This is a genomic window from Amycolatopsis sp. NPDC004625, from assembly GCF_040609695.1.
Taxonomy (GTDB): domain Bacteria; phylum Actinomycetota; class Actinomycetes; order Mycobacteriales; family Pseudonocardiaceae; genus Amycolatopsis.
This window is the reverse complement of the sequence record NZ_JBEXKX010000009.1, coordinates 194,511-210,226: the sequence shown is the minus strand read 5'-3', so window position 1 is coordinate 210,226 and position 15,716 is coordinate 194,511. Positions and strand designations below refer to the sequence as shown.

Here is a 15,716-nt window from a genome sequence, read left to right as displayed (position 1 = left end):
GCGGGGGCGAGGCCGCCCGGGAGGGCGGCCGAGCCGCCGTCGTCACGCCTGCCCGAGCCGGCTGCCGCGGCGCCAGACCGCCCGGGTGTTCAGCGTGTCCGCGATGTCCGTCGTCGGGTCGCCGTCCACCAGCAGGAGGTCGGCGCGGAGGCCCTCGGCGATCCGGCCCCGGTCGGAAAGGCCGAAGCGGCGGGCCGTCGTGGCCGTTGCGGCGCGCAGGGCCTGTGCGGGTGTCAGGCCCGCGGCCACCAGGTACTGCAGTTCCTGGTGCAGGCTGGCGCCGTGGGCCAGGCCGCCGAAGAACGTTTCCGGCATGGACGCGTCCGTGCCGGCCAGGATGTCCACACCGGACTCGGCCAGGGCCCGCACCGTCGCCAGGACGTCTTCGAGGGTGCCCTGCGGGTAACGGTTGTAGCTCGAGCGCAGGGTTTCGTCCCACTTGACGTCGAGGCGGCCGGCCACGCGCGGGTCGTCGGCGAGGGGGCCTCCGGTGATGCCCATCATCGACGCGTCGAGGCAGACGCACGGCACGACGAACATCCCGGCTCCGGCGACCAGGTCGACGATTTCGGTGGTGTGCGGGCGATCCATGAACACGTGGACCACGCCGTCGATGCCGGCTTCGACGGCCATCCGGGTCGCGTCGAGGGTCAGCGTGTGGGCCACCGTGAGGGCGCCGTGCTTCTTGGCCTCGGCCACCCCCGCGTTCAGCGTGGCCTGGTCGAGCATCGGCAGGCCCGGGTGCCCTTCGACGCTGCCGTCGTCGATCATGAACTTGATGTAGTCCGAACCGCGCGCCAGCAGCTGCGGGACGTGGGCGGCGGCCTGCTCCGGCGTGGTGGAAAACGGCATCAGCGGCATCACCGGCGGCAGGTCGCCCGCCGGGCGGAAGCCCTCCGGCATCAGCTCGCTGGGGTGACCGCCGGGCGGGGTGATGCCGAACCCCGCCGACCGGATGTCGGCGACCGTGTCGTCCTCGGTGATGTGCGCCCGGTTTTCGCGCGTGTGCAGGCCCTGCATCTCCAGTTCGGTGGTGACGCCGAACCGCAGGGCCAGCGCCAGGGAACCGGGGCTGGAGTGGACGTGCGCGTCGATCAGCCCGGGCAGCAGGGTGGCGCCCCGGCCGTCGACGACGTCGGCGCCCTCGGGCACGTCGCCGCCGATCCGGTGGATCTTCCGGCCGTCGAGGACGACGGTCTGCACCCCCAGGGCCTTCTCCCCGTCGAACACCCGGGCACCGGTGATGGCAGTGGTGGCCATGGCGGCCTCGCTCTCTCGTTCGGAGTTGCATACCTACTGCTATGTATATCACCACTGGTATGCAGATGTGCGAGGTACTACGATCCGGAGGGTGAGCCGTGAGGATGCCCTGGACCAGATCGGCCCGGCGCTGTCCCGGCTACGCCGCCGCACCCCGGCTTCGAGCCGCGACCTGTCCCGGAACCTGGTGCTGAACGTCGTCGCCGACGCCCCGGGCGAGCTGACGGTCGGCGGCCTGGCCGCGGAGATGGGGGTCGTGCAGCCGGTGGCCAGCCGCACGGTCGCGGCCTGCATCGCCGACGGCCTGCTGCGGCGGGCGGCGTCCCAGGCCGACGGCCGCCGGACGGTGCTCGAGCTCACCGAACGCGGCGAGGCCGAGCGGACGCGGTTCGCCGCCGACCAGCGCGCGGCGTTCGAGGACATCACCGCCGGCTGGCCGCCGGAGGAACGCCTCCAGTTCGCGCGGCTGCTCGTCCGCTATACGGCCGACGCCGGCGAGTGGTCGCGCCGGCGGGCGGCGAAAGAGGAGTAGACCGCACCATCGCGGCGTCGCCGGCCGTATCGGAGTGTGCGGATGGCCCGGAAATCGAGGCCGAGGAAGATTTGCTTGCGCTGACTAAGGGAATCTGTCCCCAAGCTGCTGCGATAACGGAAAGAAAACTCTTGCTTGTGTGCCTTACGGCACAGATCAGGTATTCGGGAGGAGTATTGTCGGGCCGGTCACTCTCGTCGGTTCGAGCGGTCGGGGCGCCGCGCAGGAGGTTGCGTGTCTCTCTTCGAACGGTTCGTGCTCGGAATCGACATCCGGAAGTACAGTGACCGGCCCGTGCGCCGGCACGTCGTGCTGCAGCGGGAACTCGATCGGATTCTGGGCGAGGCGGCGGACGGCGCCGGAATCGACCGGGGCCGGTGGGATCGGCAGCCCGGTGGTGACGGCGAACTGGCGATGCTGCCGCCCGACGTGGATTTGATCGCCGTGGTCCGCGGGTTCGTCGACCAGCTGGACATCCGGCTCGCGGACCACAACGAAGATCACGAACCGGAAATGCGGATCCGGCTGCGCGTCGCGATGCACAGCGACGTCATGACCGCCGGCCCCCTCGGCTGGGCCGGGCCCGCGTCGGTCATCACCGCCCGGCTGCTCGACTCGAAGCCGCTGCGGGCCGCTTTGGACGAGAATTCCCGCGCGAACCTCGCGCAGATCATCTCCGGCCCGGTTTACCGGAAGGTCGTCGGATCGGGACTCGGCGGGCTGCGGCCCGGGCAGTTCCGGCCGGTCCGGATCGGCGTCAAGGAATTCCAGGACACCGCGTACGTCCACGTACCGGGGGTTTCGACGCCTGCACACCGCCCGGACGAGCGCCCGCCCGAGCCGCTCCGGATCCCGTTCCCGAAACGGCCCGAGCCTGAGCTCGTGCCCGAGCCCGCGCCGGCGCCGCTTGCCAAGGTGCCCGAACCCGGACTGGATCCGGCGCTGACGGACCGGGTGCGGCAGGTCCGGAAACTGCTCGAAGACGACGAAGTCGAGCACGCGGACGCGTTGACCACCCTGGCGCTGGCCGAATCGGCGGGCCGCGGCCGCAGCGGCTGGCTGCGCGTCTCGGACGGCGCCCGGCTGCCGCTCGCCCTGCTCACCGAACTGGACGCCGCGTGGGCGGAGACCTCCGGCGGCGCCTGGGGGTTCCGCGCCCAGCACGGGCGGCTGGCCGGCCTCGACCTGGCCAAGCGCCGCGAATTCCGCCAGGTGTGCGTGCGGCTCGGCTGGCGCGCGGACCAGGAGGAGGTTTCGCCCCGTTATCCCGCGTTCACGCGGCGGGCGGCGGCGGGCGGGCCGTTCTACCCGACCTTGCGCAACCCGGAGCGCGAAACGTATCCGGAATGGCACGACGAGTGGGCGTCCATGATCATGGCCGTGCACGGGCAGCTGCGGAAATCGGAGTGGTGACGTGGAATTCGTGGTTCTGATCGTGCTGCTCGCCGCCGCCGGATACCTCGGGGTGGCCGGGCTGCACACCGTTCCGGCCGGGGAAGTCGGGATCGTCGTGAAGAAATCCGGCCGGCGGACCGAGGGGGACGACGACGCGGCGGTGAGCGTCGGCGGCGGAAAGGGCGTCCAGGCACGGACGCTCAGGGCCAACACCCGCACGTGGCTGGTGCCGTTCGTGCACGAGGTCCGGACCGTGCCGCGGATCGACGTGCCGGACGGGATGGTCGGCATCGTCAAGGCCAAGGTCGGCCGGAACCGCCGGGTCAAAGGCTCCCTGGCCAAGCACGTGGAGTGCGACGACTTCCGGGACGGCGTCAAGTTCCTCGCCGGCGGTGGCGAGCGGGGGCCGCAGCAGCAGATCCTCATCAGCGGCACCTACGAGATCAACACCGAGATGTTCGACGTCGTCACCGTGCCGCGGATCCACGTGCCGGACGGGACGATCGGCGTCGTCAAGGCCAGGGTCGGCGGTATCCGCCCGCCCGGCAGCCAGCTGCCCAAGCACGTCGAGTGCGACTTCTTCCGGGACGGTGTCAGCTTCCTCGCCGGCGGTGGCGAGCAGGGGCCGCAGCAGCAGGTCCTCACCGGCGGCCACTACGACATCAACACCGAGATGTTCGAGGTCATCACCGTCGAGACGCCCGAAGCGGCCGAGCGGGAGGGCCTCGACCTCGCGGACCTGCGCAACGTCGAACTCGAGGTCGCCGAAACCGGTGTCGTCGTCACGCACGTGGGTGTCGAAGGTCCCGGCAACCGGTCCTCGGTGGCGCCGCCGGTGCCCGGCCACAACAGCTTCCAGGAGCCGTGGGTCTTCCTGGCCGGCGAGGGCCGGAAGGGCGTCCAGCAGGAGACCCTGCACGACTCCGGGCGCTATTCCCTCAACCCCTGGTTCGCCCACGTCGTCCGGATCCCGACGCGCGAGCTGATCCTGGAATGGTCGAAGCACAAGAAGTCCGACGACAACCTGGACGCCTCGCTCGACCAGATCGTGCTGAACGTGCAGGGCCACACGGTCCGCCTCGACATGAAGCAGACCGTGCAGATCCCCCGGGAGGTGGCTCCGCAGCTGGTCCTCCGGTTCGGCACGACGAAGGACATCGGCGGGCGCGCCACCGTGAAGCAGCTCGTCGAGAAGGTCCTGGTCTCCACTGTGGACGGTTACTTCCGGCGCGTTTCGGGCGAGCGGACGATCCTCGACTTCATCACCAAGTACAACGAGCTCTGCAACGACCTGACGGGCGAGGTCCGGCAGGCACTGGCCCCGATCGGCGTCCTCGCGACCACCACGAACCTCGAAGAGTTCGAATGCGACGACCCGGAGATCAACGAGCGCCGCAAACGGGTCTCCCTGCAGGAGCAGGCGGTCGCCCTGGCGAACGCCCGGCTCGCCGAACTCGAAGCGGAGAAGAAGAACGAGAAGGTGCTCGCCGAGATCGAGATGATGCGGGTGAAGGTGGAGGAGGAGCGCGAGAAGCTCAAGTACGTCAAGGTGAAGGTGCTGGCCGAGCAGCTCGGGCCCGAGTACGTCGGCGTCGAGCGCGTGCTGGCGCAGTACGCCAGGGCGCAGGTCCCGCAGATCATCAGCGGCGGAGGCGGCAGCGACAGCGTCGACGCGCTGCTTCGCGTCATGCCGGCGGCGCAGATCCTGGACGTGCTCAAGGACTGGGGAGCACAGCGGGACGGCACCAAGACGCTGCCCCGGCAGGACGCACCGAAGCCCCTCGAGAACGGGGACGGCGAGGCCGGGGCGTAGGCCGGTCACTTTCGTGATCGAAGTGTGAGGCCGAACCCGTTACGCCGTCCGGCGCCCGCGCGACTCATCCTTGTGACCGCGTGCGGCGGGAGGTGAGGAACGGTGCGCATCCGCTGGTCGCAGGCTCTGACCGGAGTCTCCGCCGGGTCGTCATTCGTCCTTGTCCTCGTCTTGGTTGGCGGGGGCCGGGCCTCTGTGTGGCTGCCGCTCCTGGTGATCTCGATCGTCGTGCTGCTTGGCGCGGTATACCTGGGCGCGGAACCGCTGGTTCTGCGGCGGCGGTATTTCGACATTTCTCCGGAGCCGCCCCGCATCTTCGAGCTGACTCTGCGTCGTGGGGCCGGGATCCAGGCGGCGGAGAAGGTTCCCTTTGTCGGTGACAGGTGCGCGGTGCAAGCAGGGGGGCAGTACCTGCTGAACGCCCGGATCGGCGGCCCGTCGCCGTGGTCGGTGGTACGCGGGGCGCAGCCGGCCATCGACCCGCTGCTGCCGGTTTCCGCGTTGGGACACAAACTGGAAGTCGTCGTGTACGCCGGTGGGTTCACCGTGGACGGTCCGGTGGTGCGGTCGCTGCGGCTGCCCCCGGCGGGGCCGTCCGGGACCGTCGTCTTCGACCTGCGTGCGCCCGCCGAGCCCGGCGAGGCGTGGCTGCGGGTCAACGTCCTGCACCGGGACAACCTGATCCAGACCTACCGGCTGGTCGCCCGGGTGGACGAACGGGAGCAGCGGTACGACGAAGAGGTCACCTCGGCCCGGCTGGAGTACTCCGCGACGACGGCGTGGACCAATGTGGACGACTTCCGGAGGCGGTACGTTTCGCTGGTCGTCAACGCGGACGTCGCCGACGGCCGGCACCGGGTGTTCGTCAAGTCCGGCGAAACGGTCCTGCACTTCCCGGTGAACGACGACGTGCGGACGACGGTCCTCCCCGCCCTGCGCGAAACGATGACCGAAGCGGCGCGGGGACAGCTCCGGCCGGCCGCGGCCCTGCGTGCCCTCGCCGAGGGCGGCTGGGCGGTGTGGGCGGCCCTGTTCGGGGACCTGCCCGGCGAGGCCGGGGAGCCGCTTCGCGAGCTGACCCTCCGCTCCGACGAGGTCATCCAGATCACCCGCGCGGAACGGCACCACGCCGTCCCGTGGACGCTGGTGTACGACTGGCTCCTGCCGGTGGACGCGCAGGAAGGCCCCGTGTGCTGGGGATTCGACCCGCCGGGCTCCGAGACGCGCTGCGGCCACGACCGGGAGAGCCGGGTGGTCTGCGTCCGCGGTTTCTGGGGCGTGCGCCACCAGGTCGAGGAACGCCTCGACGGGGCCGGTGACCTGGCCCGCCACCTCGTTCCGCACCGGGGCCGGCTCAAGGTCGACCTCGCGCTGGGCGTCGTCGACGCCGAGGTGACCGGCCTGGTGACGGACCTCGCCGCGATCGGTGCGCCGCGGCAACTCGGGAAGGAGCACCGGCTGCTGTCCCTGCTGTGGGACCCGGGGGACCGCGCCCCGGTCGTCACCATCCTCGGCCACCACGACACGAAGACGCAGGAGATCGACTGCGGCACCGCCGAGATCCGGCTGACCCCGCGCATGATCACCGAACAGCGGGTCCTCTCCGGGTCGTGGACCGCGCCGTCGCCGCTGATCCTGCTGCTGGCCTGCGGCTCGGGCGCGATGCTGCCCGGCAACCTCACCGACCACGTCTCGGCGCTGACCGCGGTCGGGGCCAGCGGCGTGATCGCGACCGAATGCGTGATCATGACCGACCACGCCCGCCGGTTCGCCCGGTGCCTGGTCGCCACGCTGGCCGGGAGCGGGGCGAGCGTGGGTGCCGCCATGCAGGCGGCCCGGCAGCACCTCCTCGCGGAGGAACAGGTGCCGGCCCTCGCCTTCGTCGCGTTCGGCTCGGCCGACGTCGTCCTGGAGGCCTCATGAGGCGATCGATCCTGCTCGCCGGTGTGTTCGCGATCGCGGCGGTGGTGCTCACGGCCGGCCCGGCGAGCGCCGACGACCTGGTGGACCTGCCGTCCGGGGCGTCGGCGACGCTGCCGGCCGAAGCCGGCGCGATCGTCCTCCTGCCGCTCGCCCCCGCCGCCGGGGTCGACGTCACCGGGCTGACCGCGCGGGTCGTCCGGGTCGTGCGGGACGGCGTGCCCGTGGCGGCGGAGACGGTGCAGGCGATCGGCGTCCGGATCGAGCCCGCCGTGCTGGCGCTGCGCTTCGACGTGCGCGTCGACGCCCTGGCGCGCGTCGGCGACTACACGGCCACGGTCGCGGTCGGCTCCGGCGGCCGTTCGGAACTCGTCGACGTCGTCCTCAAGCGGCCCGGGGCCGACCTGCAGGCCACGGCGACGATCGACGTCAAGCGGACCGTGTGGATCCCGGAGTGGGGCATCGGCGGGCCCCGGGACGAGCGGCCCGACCTGCACCTCGTGGCCGGGCCGGACACGCGGATCACGCAGTTCTTCGTGACCGGGCTGGACAGCAGCACCGACCGGATCGAGGTCACCGCACCGGCAACCCCGATGTCCGGCCGGTCGGCGCAGACGCTGGGGTACGCGATCGCCGGGACGCCGCCGCTGGGGACCGTGACGCGCACCGTGCAGATCGACTCCGCCCAGCTGACCCGGCCGCTGACCGTGCAGTTCCGGGTGACCACGCGGCGCGATCCGGCGCTGATCGTGATCTTCGCCCTGCTGGGGCTGTTCGCCGGGGTGCTCGTCCGCCGGACCCTGGTGGCCGTCCAGGACCGCGCCGCGGCCGTCGGCCGCGCCACCGAGCTCGCCGCCCGGCTCGAAGAGCTGATCGCCGGCCGTGCGGACGGCCCGTTCCGCGAGGAGATCGGCAAGCTGCTCACCGGCCTCGACGCGAAGTCCGGCCGGTGGCTGCTGCGCCCGGTGGCCGGCCTGGACGCGGCCGTCACCGCGGCCGAGGCCAAGGCCAACGAACTCCTCGAGGAACTCGACGCCGGCTTGGCCGCGGTGGCCGCGGCCCTGCCGGAGCAGGAAAAGGTGATCCGTCCGGATTGGACGGTGCCCGGCACCGTGCCGTGGGCGGGCGTCCTGGCCGAGGCGCGGGGGTGCCTCGACGAGCTCGACGCGCTGCTGAACCGCGGGGACCTCACCCGGGCGCGGACCGCGCTCGACAACCTCGAAAACGACGTCGGCCTGATCGCCGGATCCGCGCGCCGGTACGTGGCCGACGTCATCGAGGGCGCGGGGCGGCTCGGGCCGGTCCTCGCCGCCCGGCCCGTTCCCGCGTTCGGCCCGGTCGCCGGCCGGGCCCGCCGGCTGGCGACGCTGGTTCCGCCCGCGGCCGACGCCGAGCCGCTCGCCGTGCTGAGCGCCGCGTACGACGCCGGGCACGAGCAGGGCGAACTCGTCACGCGGCTCGGGCAGGCCGTCGACGAATTCGCCGTCGCCCTTCGCACACCGGAGGCGGCGGCGCGCGCCGCGGAGGTCCGCACGGCGCTGGGCGCGTCCCTGCCCCTTTCCGCGGCGGCCGATCGGCTGCCCGGGTTGCTGGCGCTGGCCAAGACCGAGCTCGGCCGCTCGTCGGAGGCGGAAAAGACCGCCGCCGGGGTCACCGGGGCGATCGTGCGCCCCGCACCGCACGTTCCGGCGCGGCGCGCGGTGGCGCGCTCGCGGGTTTCGCTGGGCCGGCGCCAGGTCCTCGCGGCCGGGGTCGGCTGGGCCGTGGGGCTGACGCGGTTCACGGTGCTCAGCTTCGTGCTGTCCCTCATCGCCTACCGGTGGCTGGAACCGACCTGGACCGGCACCCTCGGCGACATCCTGGTGGTGTTCACCTGGGCGTTCGCCCTCGACGTCAGCGTCGGTGCGGTGACCACCGCGATGTCCGGCCGGCCCGCGCAGCTGACCCCGACCACGATCGTCACCCAGCGGGCCGAAAGCTGATCTGCATCGAATCTGAATCGTATCTCGCGGCCTCGGCGCGCAAGTTGTCCTGAATCGCCCTAGACTTCGGGGCATTGCAGCGTCTGTGCATCGAGGGGTGGCCGTGGTCAAGGTGTTCCGGTCGGTCGTCCGGTCGGCGGTCGACGACGTCTTCGCCTGGCACGCCCGGCCCGGCGCCATCACGCGGCTGACGCCGCCGTGGCAGCCCGTGCGGGTCGGCGCCGAAGCCGGTTCCCTGCGTGACGGCACGGCGAAGCTGGTGCTGCCCGGTGGGGTGCCGTGGATCGCCGCGCACGACGCGGCGGGCTACGAACCGCCGCGGCAGTTCGTCGACCGGCTTGCCAGTCCGCTGCTCAAGTGGCGTCACACGCACCGGTTCGAGGCGGCCGGGCCCGACCGGACGGAAGTCACCGACCAGGTCGACACCCCGGTCCCGGAAGCCTTCCTGCGGGCCATGTTCGCCTACCGGCACCGGCAGCTGGCCGCCGACCTGGCCGCGCACCGGCGGTACCGGCACGAGCCGCTGACCGTGGCGGTGACCGGGGCGAGCGGGCTGGTCGGGACCGCGTTGACGGCCCTGTTGACCACCGGCGGCCACCAGGTCGTCCGGTTGGTGCGGCGGCCCGCCGCGGCGGCCGGCGAGCGGGAGTGGCGGCCGGAGGAACCCGCCGCGGACCTGCTCGACGGCGTCGACGCCGTCGTGCACCTGGCCGGGGCCTCGGTGGCCGGCCGGTTCGACGAACGGCACCGGCGGGCCGTCCGCGACAGCCGCATCGGGCCGACGCGGGCGCTCGCCGCGCTGGCCGCACGGACCGCCGACGGGCCCAAGGTGTTCGTCTCGGCGTCCGCGGTCGGCTACTACGGGCCCGACCGCGGCGACGAGGTCCTGACCGAAGACAGCGGGCGGGGACAGGGGTTTCTCGCCGACGTGGTCGCCGACTGGGAAGCGGCGACCGAGCCGGCGCTGGTGGCGGGGCACCGGGTGGTGCTGGTGCGCACCGGTCTGGTCCTCAGCCCCCGCGGCGGCCTGCTGCGGCTGCAGTACCCGCTGTTCTCCGCCGGCCTGGGCGGCCCGCTCGGCGACGGGCGGCAGTGGATGCCGTGGATCGGCATCGACGACCTGGCCGACGTCTACCTGCGCGCGGTGACCGATCCGGGCCTGAGCGGGGCGGTCAACGCGGTGAGCCCGGAGCCGGTGCGCAACGCCGAGTACACCCGGGTCCTGGGCAAGGTGCTGAAGCGGCCGACGCTGCTGAAGGTGCCCGCGCTCGGCCCGCGGCTGCTGCTGGGCGCCGACGGCGCCCGGGAACTCGCGCTGGCCGGCCAGCGGGCCGAGCCGCGGCGGCTGCTCGACGCCGGGCACGAGTTCCGCCACCCCCGGCCGGCGGACGCGCTCGCCCACCTGCTCGGTACCGCGCCCGCCCCCGTTCCTACGACCGCGGGAGACCCGGCATGACGACGTTGCCCCGATCCGCTCGTTCTCCGCTGGCGCTGGTGGGTTTCCTCGCCGCCGTCGCCGCGGTGGCCGTCGTCGGCAGCCTGGCCGCGACGCAGTCACGCACTGTCTACAACGGACTCGTGCAGCCCGCGTGGGCGCCGCCGTCCTGGCTGTTCGGTCCGGTGTGGACGGTGCTCTACGTGTTGATCGCGGTGTCGGGCTGGCTGTTCTGGCGCGCCTCGGGGACTCGCGGTGAATTCGCCTGGTACGCGGTCGGCCTGGTGCTCAACGCGGCGTGGACGCCGTTGTTCTTCGCGGCCGGCGCGTACACCCTGGCGCTGGTGGAGATCGTCGTGCTCGACGTGGTGGTCGCCGGAACGCTGCTGGTGTTCCGGCGGCGCTCGAAGCCGGCCGCCGCGCTGCAGCTGCCGTACCTGGCGTGGACGCTGTTCGCCACGGCGCTCAACGCGGCGATCGTCGTGCTCAATCCCTGAGGGGGGACGCGGATGGTGTTCCGGGGCCGGACCGCGGGCAAGCGCCTGCGGCAGCTGCTGGTGTTCGTCCACGTGGCCGTGTCGGTCGGCTGGCTGGGGGCCGGCGCCGCGAACGTCGTCCTGGCCATGACGGCCGGCTACACGGACCGGCCGGACGTGCGGATCGTGTGCTATCTGATGATCGAGAAGATCGACGACTTCGTGGTGATCCCGGCGGCGTTCGCCAGCCTCGTCGGCGGTCTCGTGCTGTGCGTGGTCACCAAGTGGGGTGTCGCCCGCTACTGGTGGGTGCTGGTGAAGCTGGTGCTCACCGTGGCCGTCATCGGCTACAGCACGTTCGGCCTGGGCGTCTGGGTGGAGGAGAACCGGGCCGCGGGCGGGCTGGAGAGCCCGGCGGCCGGGCCGCTGGCCTACGGTGCGGCGCTCAACCTCGTGGCTTTCCTGTTCATGACGTGGCTTTCGGTCGCCAAGCCCTGGGGCCGCACACCGTGGACCGCGCCGGTGCGGCGGAACCCGGCTCCGGCCTACCGGGGGTTGGCTTCGTAACAGGCCTCGGCCATGGGGTTGGTGCCGGTGAGCGTGAAGTCGGTCAGTTTGCCCTGGTGGTCCGGGGTGCCCCTGGCGAAGACCGCGATGGCTCCGTGCGGGTGGCAGTAGGTGAGACCGCCCTGGTCGGCGAGCGCCGCGACTTCGAGGGTCTGGGCGAGGATCGTCAGCGGGGCGCCGTCGTTCGCGCGCAGCTCGGCCAGGGCCGCGTCCGGGCTGCGGGTGCCGAACGGGTCGTCCATCAGCCGGGCCAGCGCCGCGTAGTCGCGGTGGCAGGCGGCGTCGTGCACCGCACGCACCGGGCCGAGTTGCCCTTCGTCCAGAGGCTGCCCGGTCAGATCGGCCGTCGTGACCGTCCCGCACGCCGGCGCGGCCGGTGCGGCGGCTTCCGGCTCGGTCCGGCGGGTCAGCAGCCATGCGGTGCCGGCGAGCAGCAGCAGGAGCACCGCCCCGGCGACGAGCAGGCGAGTCCTTCTTCGCACGGATTCCCCCATGATCAGCAGTAGGGCAGGGTGCCGAAGCGTTCCGGGTGCGGATCACGGGGAAGGCTGAAATCGCCGTCGGCGAAATAGACGACGTGGTAGGCGGCCTCGTGGGGTCCGCTGCAGGCGAACCCGGTCACCCGGAACGGTTTCCCGCCGTCGTCGACGATCGTCTGCTTGATTTCCGTCCCGGACTGGGAGAACACGGCGAGGTCGTAGTCGTAGGCGCCTTTGGCCGCCGACGCGGTCACGACCACCTCGCCGGTTTCGCCGTCGGTGAGCTTGATCGTGTGCGCCGGGAAGTACGGGCCCGCCGGGAAGTTCCGGTTGCCGCCCGGGTCGCGGACGACCGCCTGCAGGACGGGGAACCGGTCGTCCAGCTCGAGCAGCGTCTGCGCCGAATCCTCGCTGCCCTGCGACGGGGACCACACGAGACCGCCGCCCAACGGCGGCACGCGCTTGCGGATCACCGGCCGGATGTCGGTGACGACGACCTGCCCGCTCCGCGGGCCTTCGAGGTGCAGCCGGACGACCTGCTGCTCCAGGCTCGCGGCACCGGAGACCCGGACGTCGTGCGCCACGGCCCCGTCCGTGCCGGCGCCCGGGCGGGCGAGCCGGGCGGCCAGCTCGGGGCCGGGAAACCCGGGGTCTTCGCTCGCGTAGCCCCACGGCCCGGCGTCGTTGGCCGACAGGTCCGCGGTCACGCGCAGTTCCGCCGGTCCGGACGGCCGCAGCCAGACGACCGCGCCGGTGCCGGCGAGCAGGACCACGGCCGCGCCGACGAGCAGCCACCGCGGCCGGAGGCGCCGCCGGCCGACGTAGACGTCGCCGTTGACGGTGTGCGTCTGCAGCACGTGAGTGGCATTTCCGTGCAGGCTGTTCTTCGAAGAACCGTCACCGCCACCGGTCATCGAACGCCCCCAAGATCGCCGCTTCCCCCGAGAAGAAAGCCGATCCTACGGCACCCGCAACAGCTTTTCCGGTCGCGGTCAGGATGTGCAGCCGGGTGCGGTGAACGCCAGCTTGGCCTCGTCGACGTACCCGCTGATCCCGGTGCGGGCGACCGTGCCGAAGTAGCGGTGCGGGTAGCGGTCGTGGGTCAGCGTGCGGACCTCGACGACGTCGGCGGTGCGGACCTCGCCGATCGGGCTGCCCGCCGCGTCGAGGACCGCTCCGGCGCGGGTGACCCGGTAGTCGCGGGCCGGCACGCACGGTTCGTCCGCCGTGCCGAGCAGGGCCACGCCGGCGCCGGTCAACGCCGCCGCCGCGCTCACCGCCAGGGCCGTCCGGACGCTGATCCGCCTGGTCGGCGGCGGTTCGGACGCGTTCGGACGGCCGCCGGACGGCGCCGGATGGCCGTCGCCCTCGGCGGCCGACGCGGCGATCCAGCGCTCCTTCCAGGCCGGCCCCGGTTCGCCGCACGCCTCGGCCACCGCCACCACCAGGTCGCAGGCCGGCAGGCGGTCACCCCGGAGCGCGTCGTGCAGCGTGCTGCGGGGGAACCCAGTTCTTCGGGCCAGTTCCGCGAAGCTCGGCATGCCGTTTCTCCGGCGGATCCCGTGCAGATCGTCGATCAATTGCGTCGTCGTTCCGGTCGGCATCTTCTCCCCGTTTCCCATCCGGATCCGTCCGGGTGCGTCCCGAACCCTAGCCGCCGATGTCGGCCGTTCACCAGGATCCATTCGGTGAGGTCACCGATTACCGAACGAAAGGAGGTGCGATGGGGAAACTGCGATTGCGGGCCGTTCTGGCCGCGGCCGTCCCGGCCGGGTTGGCGCTGCTGATGGCGGTGCCCGCCGCGGATGCCGGGGAGGTGCACCGGATCAGGACCGCGCCGTCGCCGAGCACCGGGGCCCCGATCGACGGGGGCGGGAGCTGGATCGTCAATAAGCCGAGCGGGTACTACGTCGGCCGCGCGATGCCGGGGGACACCTTCGACGACGAGGTCACCACGAGCGCCAACTGGCACTTCGGCCGGGCGCAGCCGACGGTGAACATGTGCGGCTGGGTCCTGCCGGGCTCGATGGGCGCCGACGCCGGCCCGGTGGCGGACAGCTGTTCCGCCGCCACCCAGGACACGATCTCGCACCGCCTGACCGTGGGCCGCGACTACAACGCCCCGGCCCACCAGGCGACCGACGGCAGCTCGGTGCCGGCCAACCCGGCCTGCACGCTGTACTTCAACTACTTCTACGGAACCGACTTCGCGTCGAACGGCGGTCACTGGGCGACGGCGGCGGGTGCGCCGCAGGGCAGCGTCCGCTACCGCTTCACCACGCGCGACGGCCAGGCGGCCGTGGTGCGCGACACCGTGCTCGGCTGGGGATTCCTGCCGATCGGCTGCGTCCAGCGGCCGGCCTCGCTCTACAACGACAACGACTGAACCGGAAGGGAACGAACGTGAAGAACGTCATCGGAACGGGTGTGCTCGTGGCCGCGGCGATCTGCCTGGGTGCCCCGGGGATCGCGGGCGCCAGTGGCAGCTCGGCGGACGAGGTTCGCTGGCAGTGCGGCGCGGACAGCGTCACGGTCCGCTCCTACGCGGGCGGCCCGGCCATCCCGGGCGAGACCATCGGCTACGGCATCCGGGTGAACGTCATCGACTACAACGACAACGTGTGGTGGCACATCAATTCGCCGTACGGTGGTTGGGTCCTGGCGCAGTACTTCTGCTGACGTCGCGGGGGCGGTCCGGTTCCGCGGGTCGCCCCTCCAGCAGCAGCGTCGCGGCCACGCGGTAGCCGCCGCCGGGCAGCGGACCCGTTTCCAGCTCCCCGTGGTACATCGCCACGCGCTGGGCCATGCCCGCGAGGCCGCGGCCCGAAGACGGCAGCCGCGTCGCCGGGGCGTCGCCGCCGGTGTTCGTCACCTCGATGGCGACCTGCCCCGGCCGGAAGGCGATCGCCACCCGGCCGGTGGCGTCGGCGGGGGCGTGCTTGATCAGGTTCGTGACCGCCTCCTGGACGATCCGGTACGCCTGCAGGGCCGCGCCCGGCGGGAGGCCGTCCGGCTCGCCCGTGACGGCGAGCTCGATCGGGCGGCCGGTCTGCGCGACGAGGGCCTGCAGGTCGGTGACCGTCGGCTGGGGGCTGCGCGCCGCCTGGCCCGCGTGCAGCACCTCCAGCAGCCGGCGCAGCTCGGCGAGGGCTTCGCGGCCGGTGGCGCCGATCGTGGCCAGGGTGCGGTCCACGACCTCCGGTTCGCGGTGGCGGGCGATCCGCGCGCCGTCGGCGTTGAGCACGATCACGCTCATGCTGTGCGCCAGGACGTCGTGCAGCTCGCGGGCGATGCGCGTGCGTTCTTCCGCGGCCGCCGCGCGGGCCAGCGCCGCGGCTTCGGACACCGCCAGCCGCGCCCGCAGCGCCTCCTCCTCGGCGAGTTCGCGGCGGGCGCGGCAGAACTCGCCCAGCGCCCACGCGGTCACCGGCAGCGGGAGCGTGCCGGCCAGCGCGACCACCGGGCTCGCCGAATCCGGTGCCCAGGCGACCGCCCAGAACGCGGACAGCGCCAGCAGGCACGCGGTGATCACCGCGCCGAACCGGCGCTCGCCCAGCCTGACCAGGGTGAACAGCGCCACCGCGATCGCCAGCTCGCCGCGGCCGGGGTCGTGGGCCCAGACCGCCGTCAGGTACTGCGCGGCCGTCGCCACGACCGCGAGCACCGCGACCGTGCGCGGGAAGCGCTTGCGGGCCAGCAGCGGGAGGAAGAACAGCGTCGGGACCGCGCGCACCACCCAGCCCTCGCCCGCGAGCCAGGTCGGGGTGAAGAAGAGGAACACCGCGCAGAGCGACACCGTCCCGGAGTGCCGCCGCGCCCGGACCACGAGCCGCTGCATGCTCCGGAACGTATCCGGG

At 72.6% G+C, this 15,716-nt stretch carries 15 protein-coding genes; 10 read left to right on the top strand and 5 right to left on the bottom strand.

Translation table 11 applies throughout. From position 1 onward, the window contains the following. Positions 1 to 42: 42 nt before the first annotated feature. Complete coding sequence (locus tag ABZW17_RS13100) at positions 43 to 1,260, bottom strand: amidohydrolase family protein (RefSeq protein WP_354812811.1); 1,218 nt, start codon at positions 1,258 to 1,260, stop codon at positions 43 to 45. A gap of 91 nt (positions 1,261 to 1,351) precedes the next feature. Here ABZW17_RS13100 and ABZW17_RS13095 point away from each other — a divergent pair, with 91 nt between their 5' ends. The 8 genes from ABZW17_RS13095 (at position 1,352) to ABZW17_RS13060 (ending at position 11,380) form a co-directional block, all read left to right on the top strand. Next, positions 1,352 to 1,792: a MarR family winged helix-turn-helix transcriptional regulator gene (locus tag ABZW17_RS13095; RefSeq protein ID WP_354812809.1), complete on the top strand. Its 441-nt coding sequence runs from the start codon at positions 1,352 to 1,354 to the stop codon at positions 1,790 to 1,792. Positions 1,793 to 2,026: 234 nt separating this feature from the next. Continuing rightward, positions 2,027 to 3,205 (top strand): GUN4 domain-containing protein, encoded by a 1,179-nt coding sequence (locus ABZW17_RS13090; RefSeq protein WP_354812807.1) that lies wholly within the window; start codon positions 2,027 to 2,029, stop codon positions 3,203 to 3,205. Between the two features lies 1 nt (position 3,206). Continuing rightward, on the top strand, positions 3,207 to 5,000 hold the full coding sequence (locus ABZW17_RS13085; protein WP_354812805.1) for an SPFH domain-containing protein: 1,794 nt from the start codon (positions 3,207 to 3,209) through the stop codon (positions 4,998 to 5,000). A 390-nt stretch (positions 5,001 to 5,390) separates the two neighbouring features. Next, positions 5,391 to 6,923: a hypothetical protein gene (locus ABZW17_RS13080; RefSeq protein ID WP_354812803.1), complete on the top strand. Its 1,533-nt coding sequence runs from the start codon at positions 5,391 to 5,393 to the stop codon at positions 6,921 to 6,923. Beyond that, positions 6,920 to 8,902 (top strand): hypothetical protein, encoded by a 1,983-nt coding sequence (locus ABZW17_RS13075; protein WP_354812801.1) that lies wholly within the window; start codon positions 6,920 to 6,922, stop codon positions 8,900 to 8,902. Before ABZW17_RS13080 ends, ABZW17_RS13075 begins: the two co-directional genes overlap by 4 nt. Positions 8,903 to 9,005: 103 nt before the next feature. Next, on the top strand, positions 9,006 to 10,358 hold the full coding sequence (locus tag ABZW17_RS13070) for a TIGR01777 family oxidoreductase (RefSeq protein WP_354812799.1): 1,353 nt from the start codon (positions 9,006 to 9,008) through the stop codon (positions 10,356 to 10,358). After that, entirely contained in the window at positions 10,355 to 10,834 is a 480-nt protein-coding gene (locus ABZW17_RS13065) for a TspO/MBR family protein (RefSeq protein ID WP_354812797.1), read from the top strand. The genes ABZW17_RS13070 and ABZW17_RS13065 overlap by 4 nt, the downstream gene beginning before the upstream one ends. 12 nt (positions 10,835 to 10,846) lie before the next feature. Continuing rightward, the gene (locus ABZW17_RS13060; protein WP_354812795.1) at positions 10,847 to 11,380 is read left to right on the top strand and encodes a hypothetical protein; all 534 of its coding nucleotides are present in this window, start codon (positions 10,847 to 10,849) and stop codon (positions 11,378 to 11,380) included. Here ABZW17_RS13060 and ABZW17_RS13055 read toward each other — a convergent pair. The 3 genes from ABZW17_RS13055 to ABZW17_RS13045 all read right to left on the bottom strand — a co-directional run bounded on the left by ABZW17_RS13055 (position 11,359) and on the right by ABZW17_RS13045 (position 13,400). Continuing rightward, entirely contained in the window at positions 11,359 to 11,862 is a 504-nt protein-coding gene (locus tag ABZW17_RS13055) for a hypothetical protein (RefSeq protein WP_354812793.1), read from the bottom strand. The genes ABZW17_RS13060 and ABZW17_RS13055 overlap by 22 nt on opposite strands. A 14-nt stretch (positions 11,863 to 11,876) precedes the next feature. Continuing rightward, entirely contained in the window at positions 11,877 to 12,716 is an 840-nt protein-coding gene (locus ABZW17_RS13050) for a hypothetical protein (protein WP_354812791.1), read from the bottom strand. Positions 12,717 to 12,851: 135 nt separating this feature from the next. Continuing rightward, positions 12,852 to 13,400: a helix-turn-helix transcriptional regulator gene (locus ABZW17_RS13045; protein ID WP_354812790.1), complete on the bottom strand. Its 549-nt coding sequence runs from the start codon at positions 13,398 to 13,400 to the stop codon at positions 12,852 to 12,854. Positions 13,401 to 13,582: 182 nt separating this feature from the next. Here ABZW17_RS13045 and ABZW17_RS13040 point away from each other — a divergent pair, with 182 nt between their 5' ends. Beyond that, positions 13,583 to 14,245 (top strand): hypothetical protein, encoded by a 663-nt coding sequence (locus ABZW17_RS13040; protein WP_354812789.1) that lies wholly within the window; start codon positions 13,583 to 13,585, stop codon positions 14,243 to 14,245. Positions 14,246 to 14,262: 17 nt separating this feature from the next. Further along, positions 14,263 to 14,538: an SH3 domain-containing protein gene (locus ABZW17_RS13035; RefSeq protein WP_354812788.1), complete on the top strand. Its 276-nt coding sequence runs from the start codon at positions 14,263 to 14,265 to the stop codon at positions 14,536 to 14,538. Here the strand turns inward: ABZW17_RS13035 and ABZW17_RS13030 are convergent. Continuing rightward, on the bottom strand, positions 14,492 to 15,697 hold the full coding sequence (locus ABZW17_RS13030; RefSeq protein WP_354812786.1) for a histidine kinase: 1,206 nt from the start codon (positions 15,695 to 15,697) through the stop codon (positions 14,492 to 14,494). The genes ABZW17_RS13035 and ABZW17_RS13030 overlap by 47 nt on opposite strands. Positions 15,698 to 15,716: the final 19 nt, after the last annotated feature.

Bases quoted from the DNA above. Each gene is read 5' to 3' on its own strand.
- ABZW17_RS13040 (WP_354812789.1), top strand. From the start codon at position 13,583: ATGGGGAAACTGCGATTGCGGGCCGTTCTGGCCGCGGCCGTCCCGGCC.
- ABZW17_RS13030 (WP_354812786.1), bottom strand. From the start codon at position 15,697: ATGCAGCGGCTCGTGGTCCGGGCGCGGCGGCACTCCGGGACGGTGTCG.
- ABZW17_RS13045 (WP_354812790.1), bottom strand. From the start codon at position 13,400: ATGCCGAGCTTCGCGGAACTGGCCCGAAGAACTGGGTTCCCCCGCAGC.
- ABZW17_RS13100 (WP_354812811.1), bottom strand. From the start codon at position 1,260: ATGGCCACCACTGCCATCACCGGTGCCCGGGTGTTCGACGGGGAGAAG.
- ABZW17_RS13065 (WP_354812797.1), top strand. From the start codon at position 10,355: ATGACGACGTTGCCCCGATCCGCTCGTTCTCCGCTGGCGCTGGTGGGT.
- ABZW17_RS13060 (WP_354812795.1), top strand. From the start codon at position 10,847: ATGGTGTTCCGGGGCCGGACCGCGGGCAAGCGCCTGCGGCAGCTGCTG.
- ABZW17_RS13075 (WP_354812801.1), top strand. From the start codon at position 6,920: ATGAGGCGATCGATCCTGCTCGCCGGTGTGTTCGCGATCGCGGCGGTG.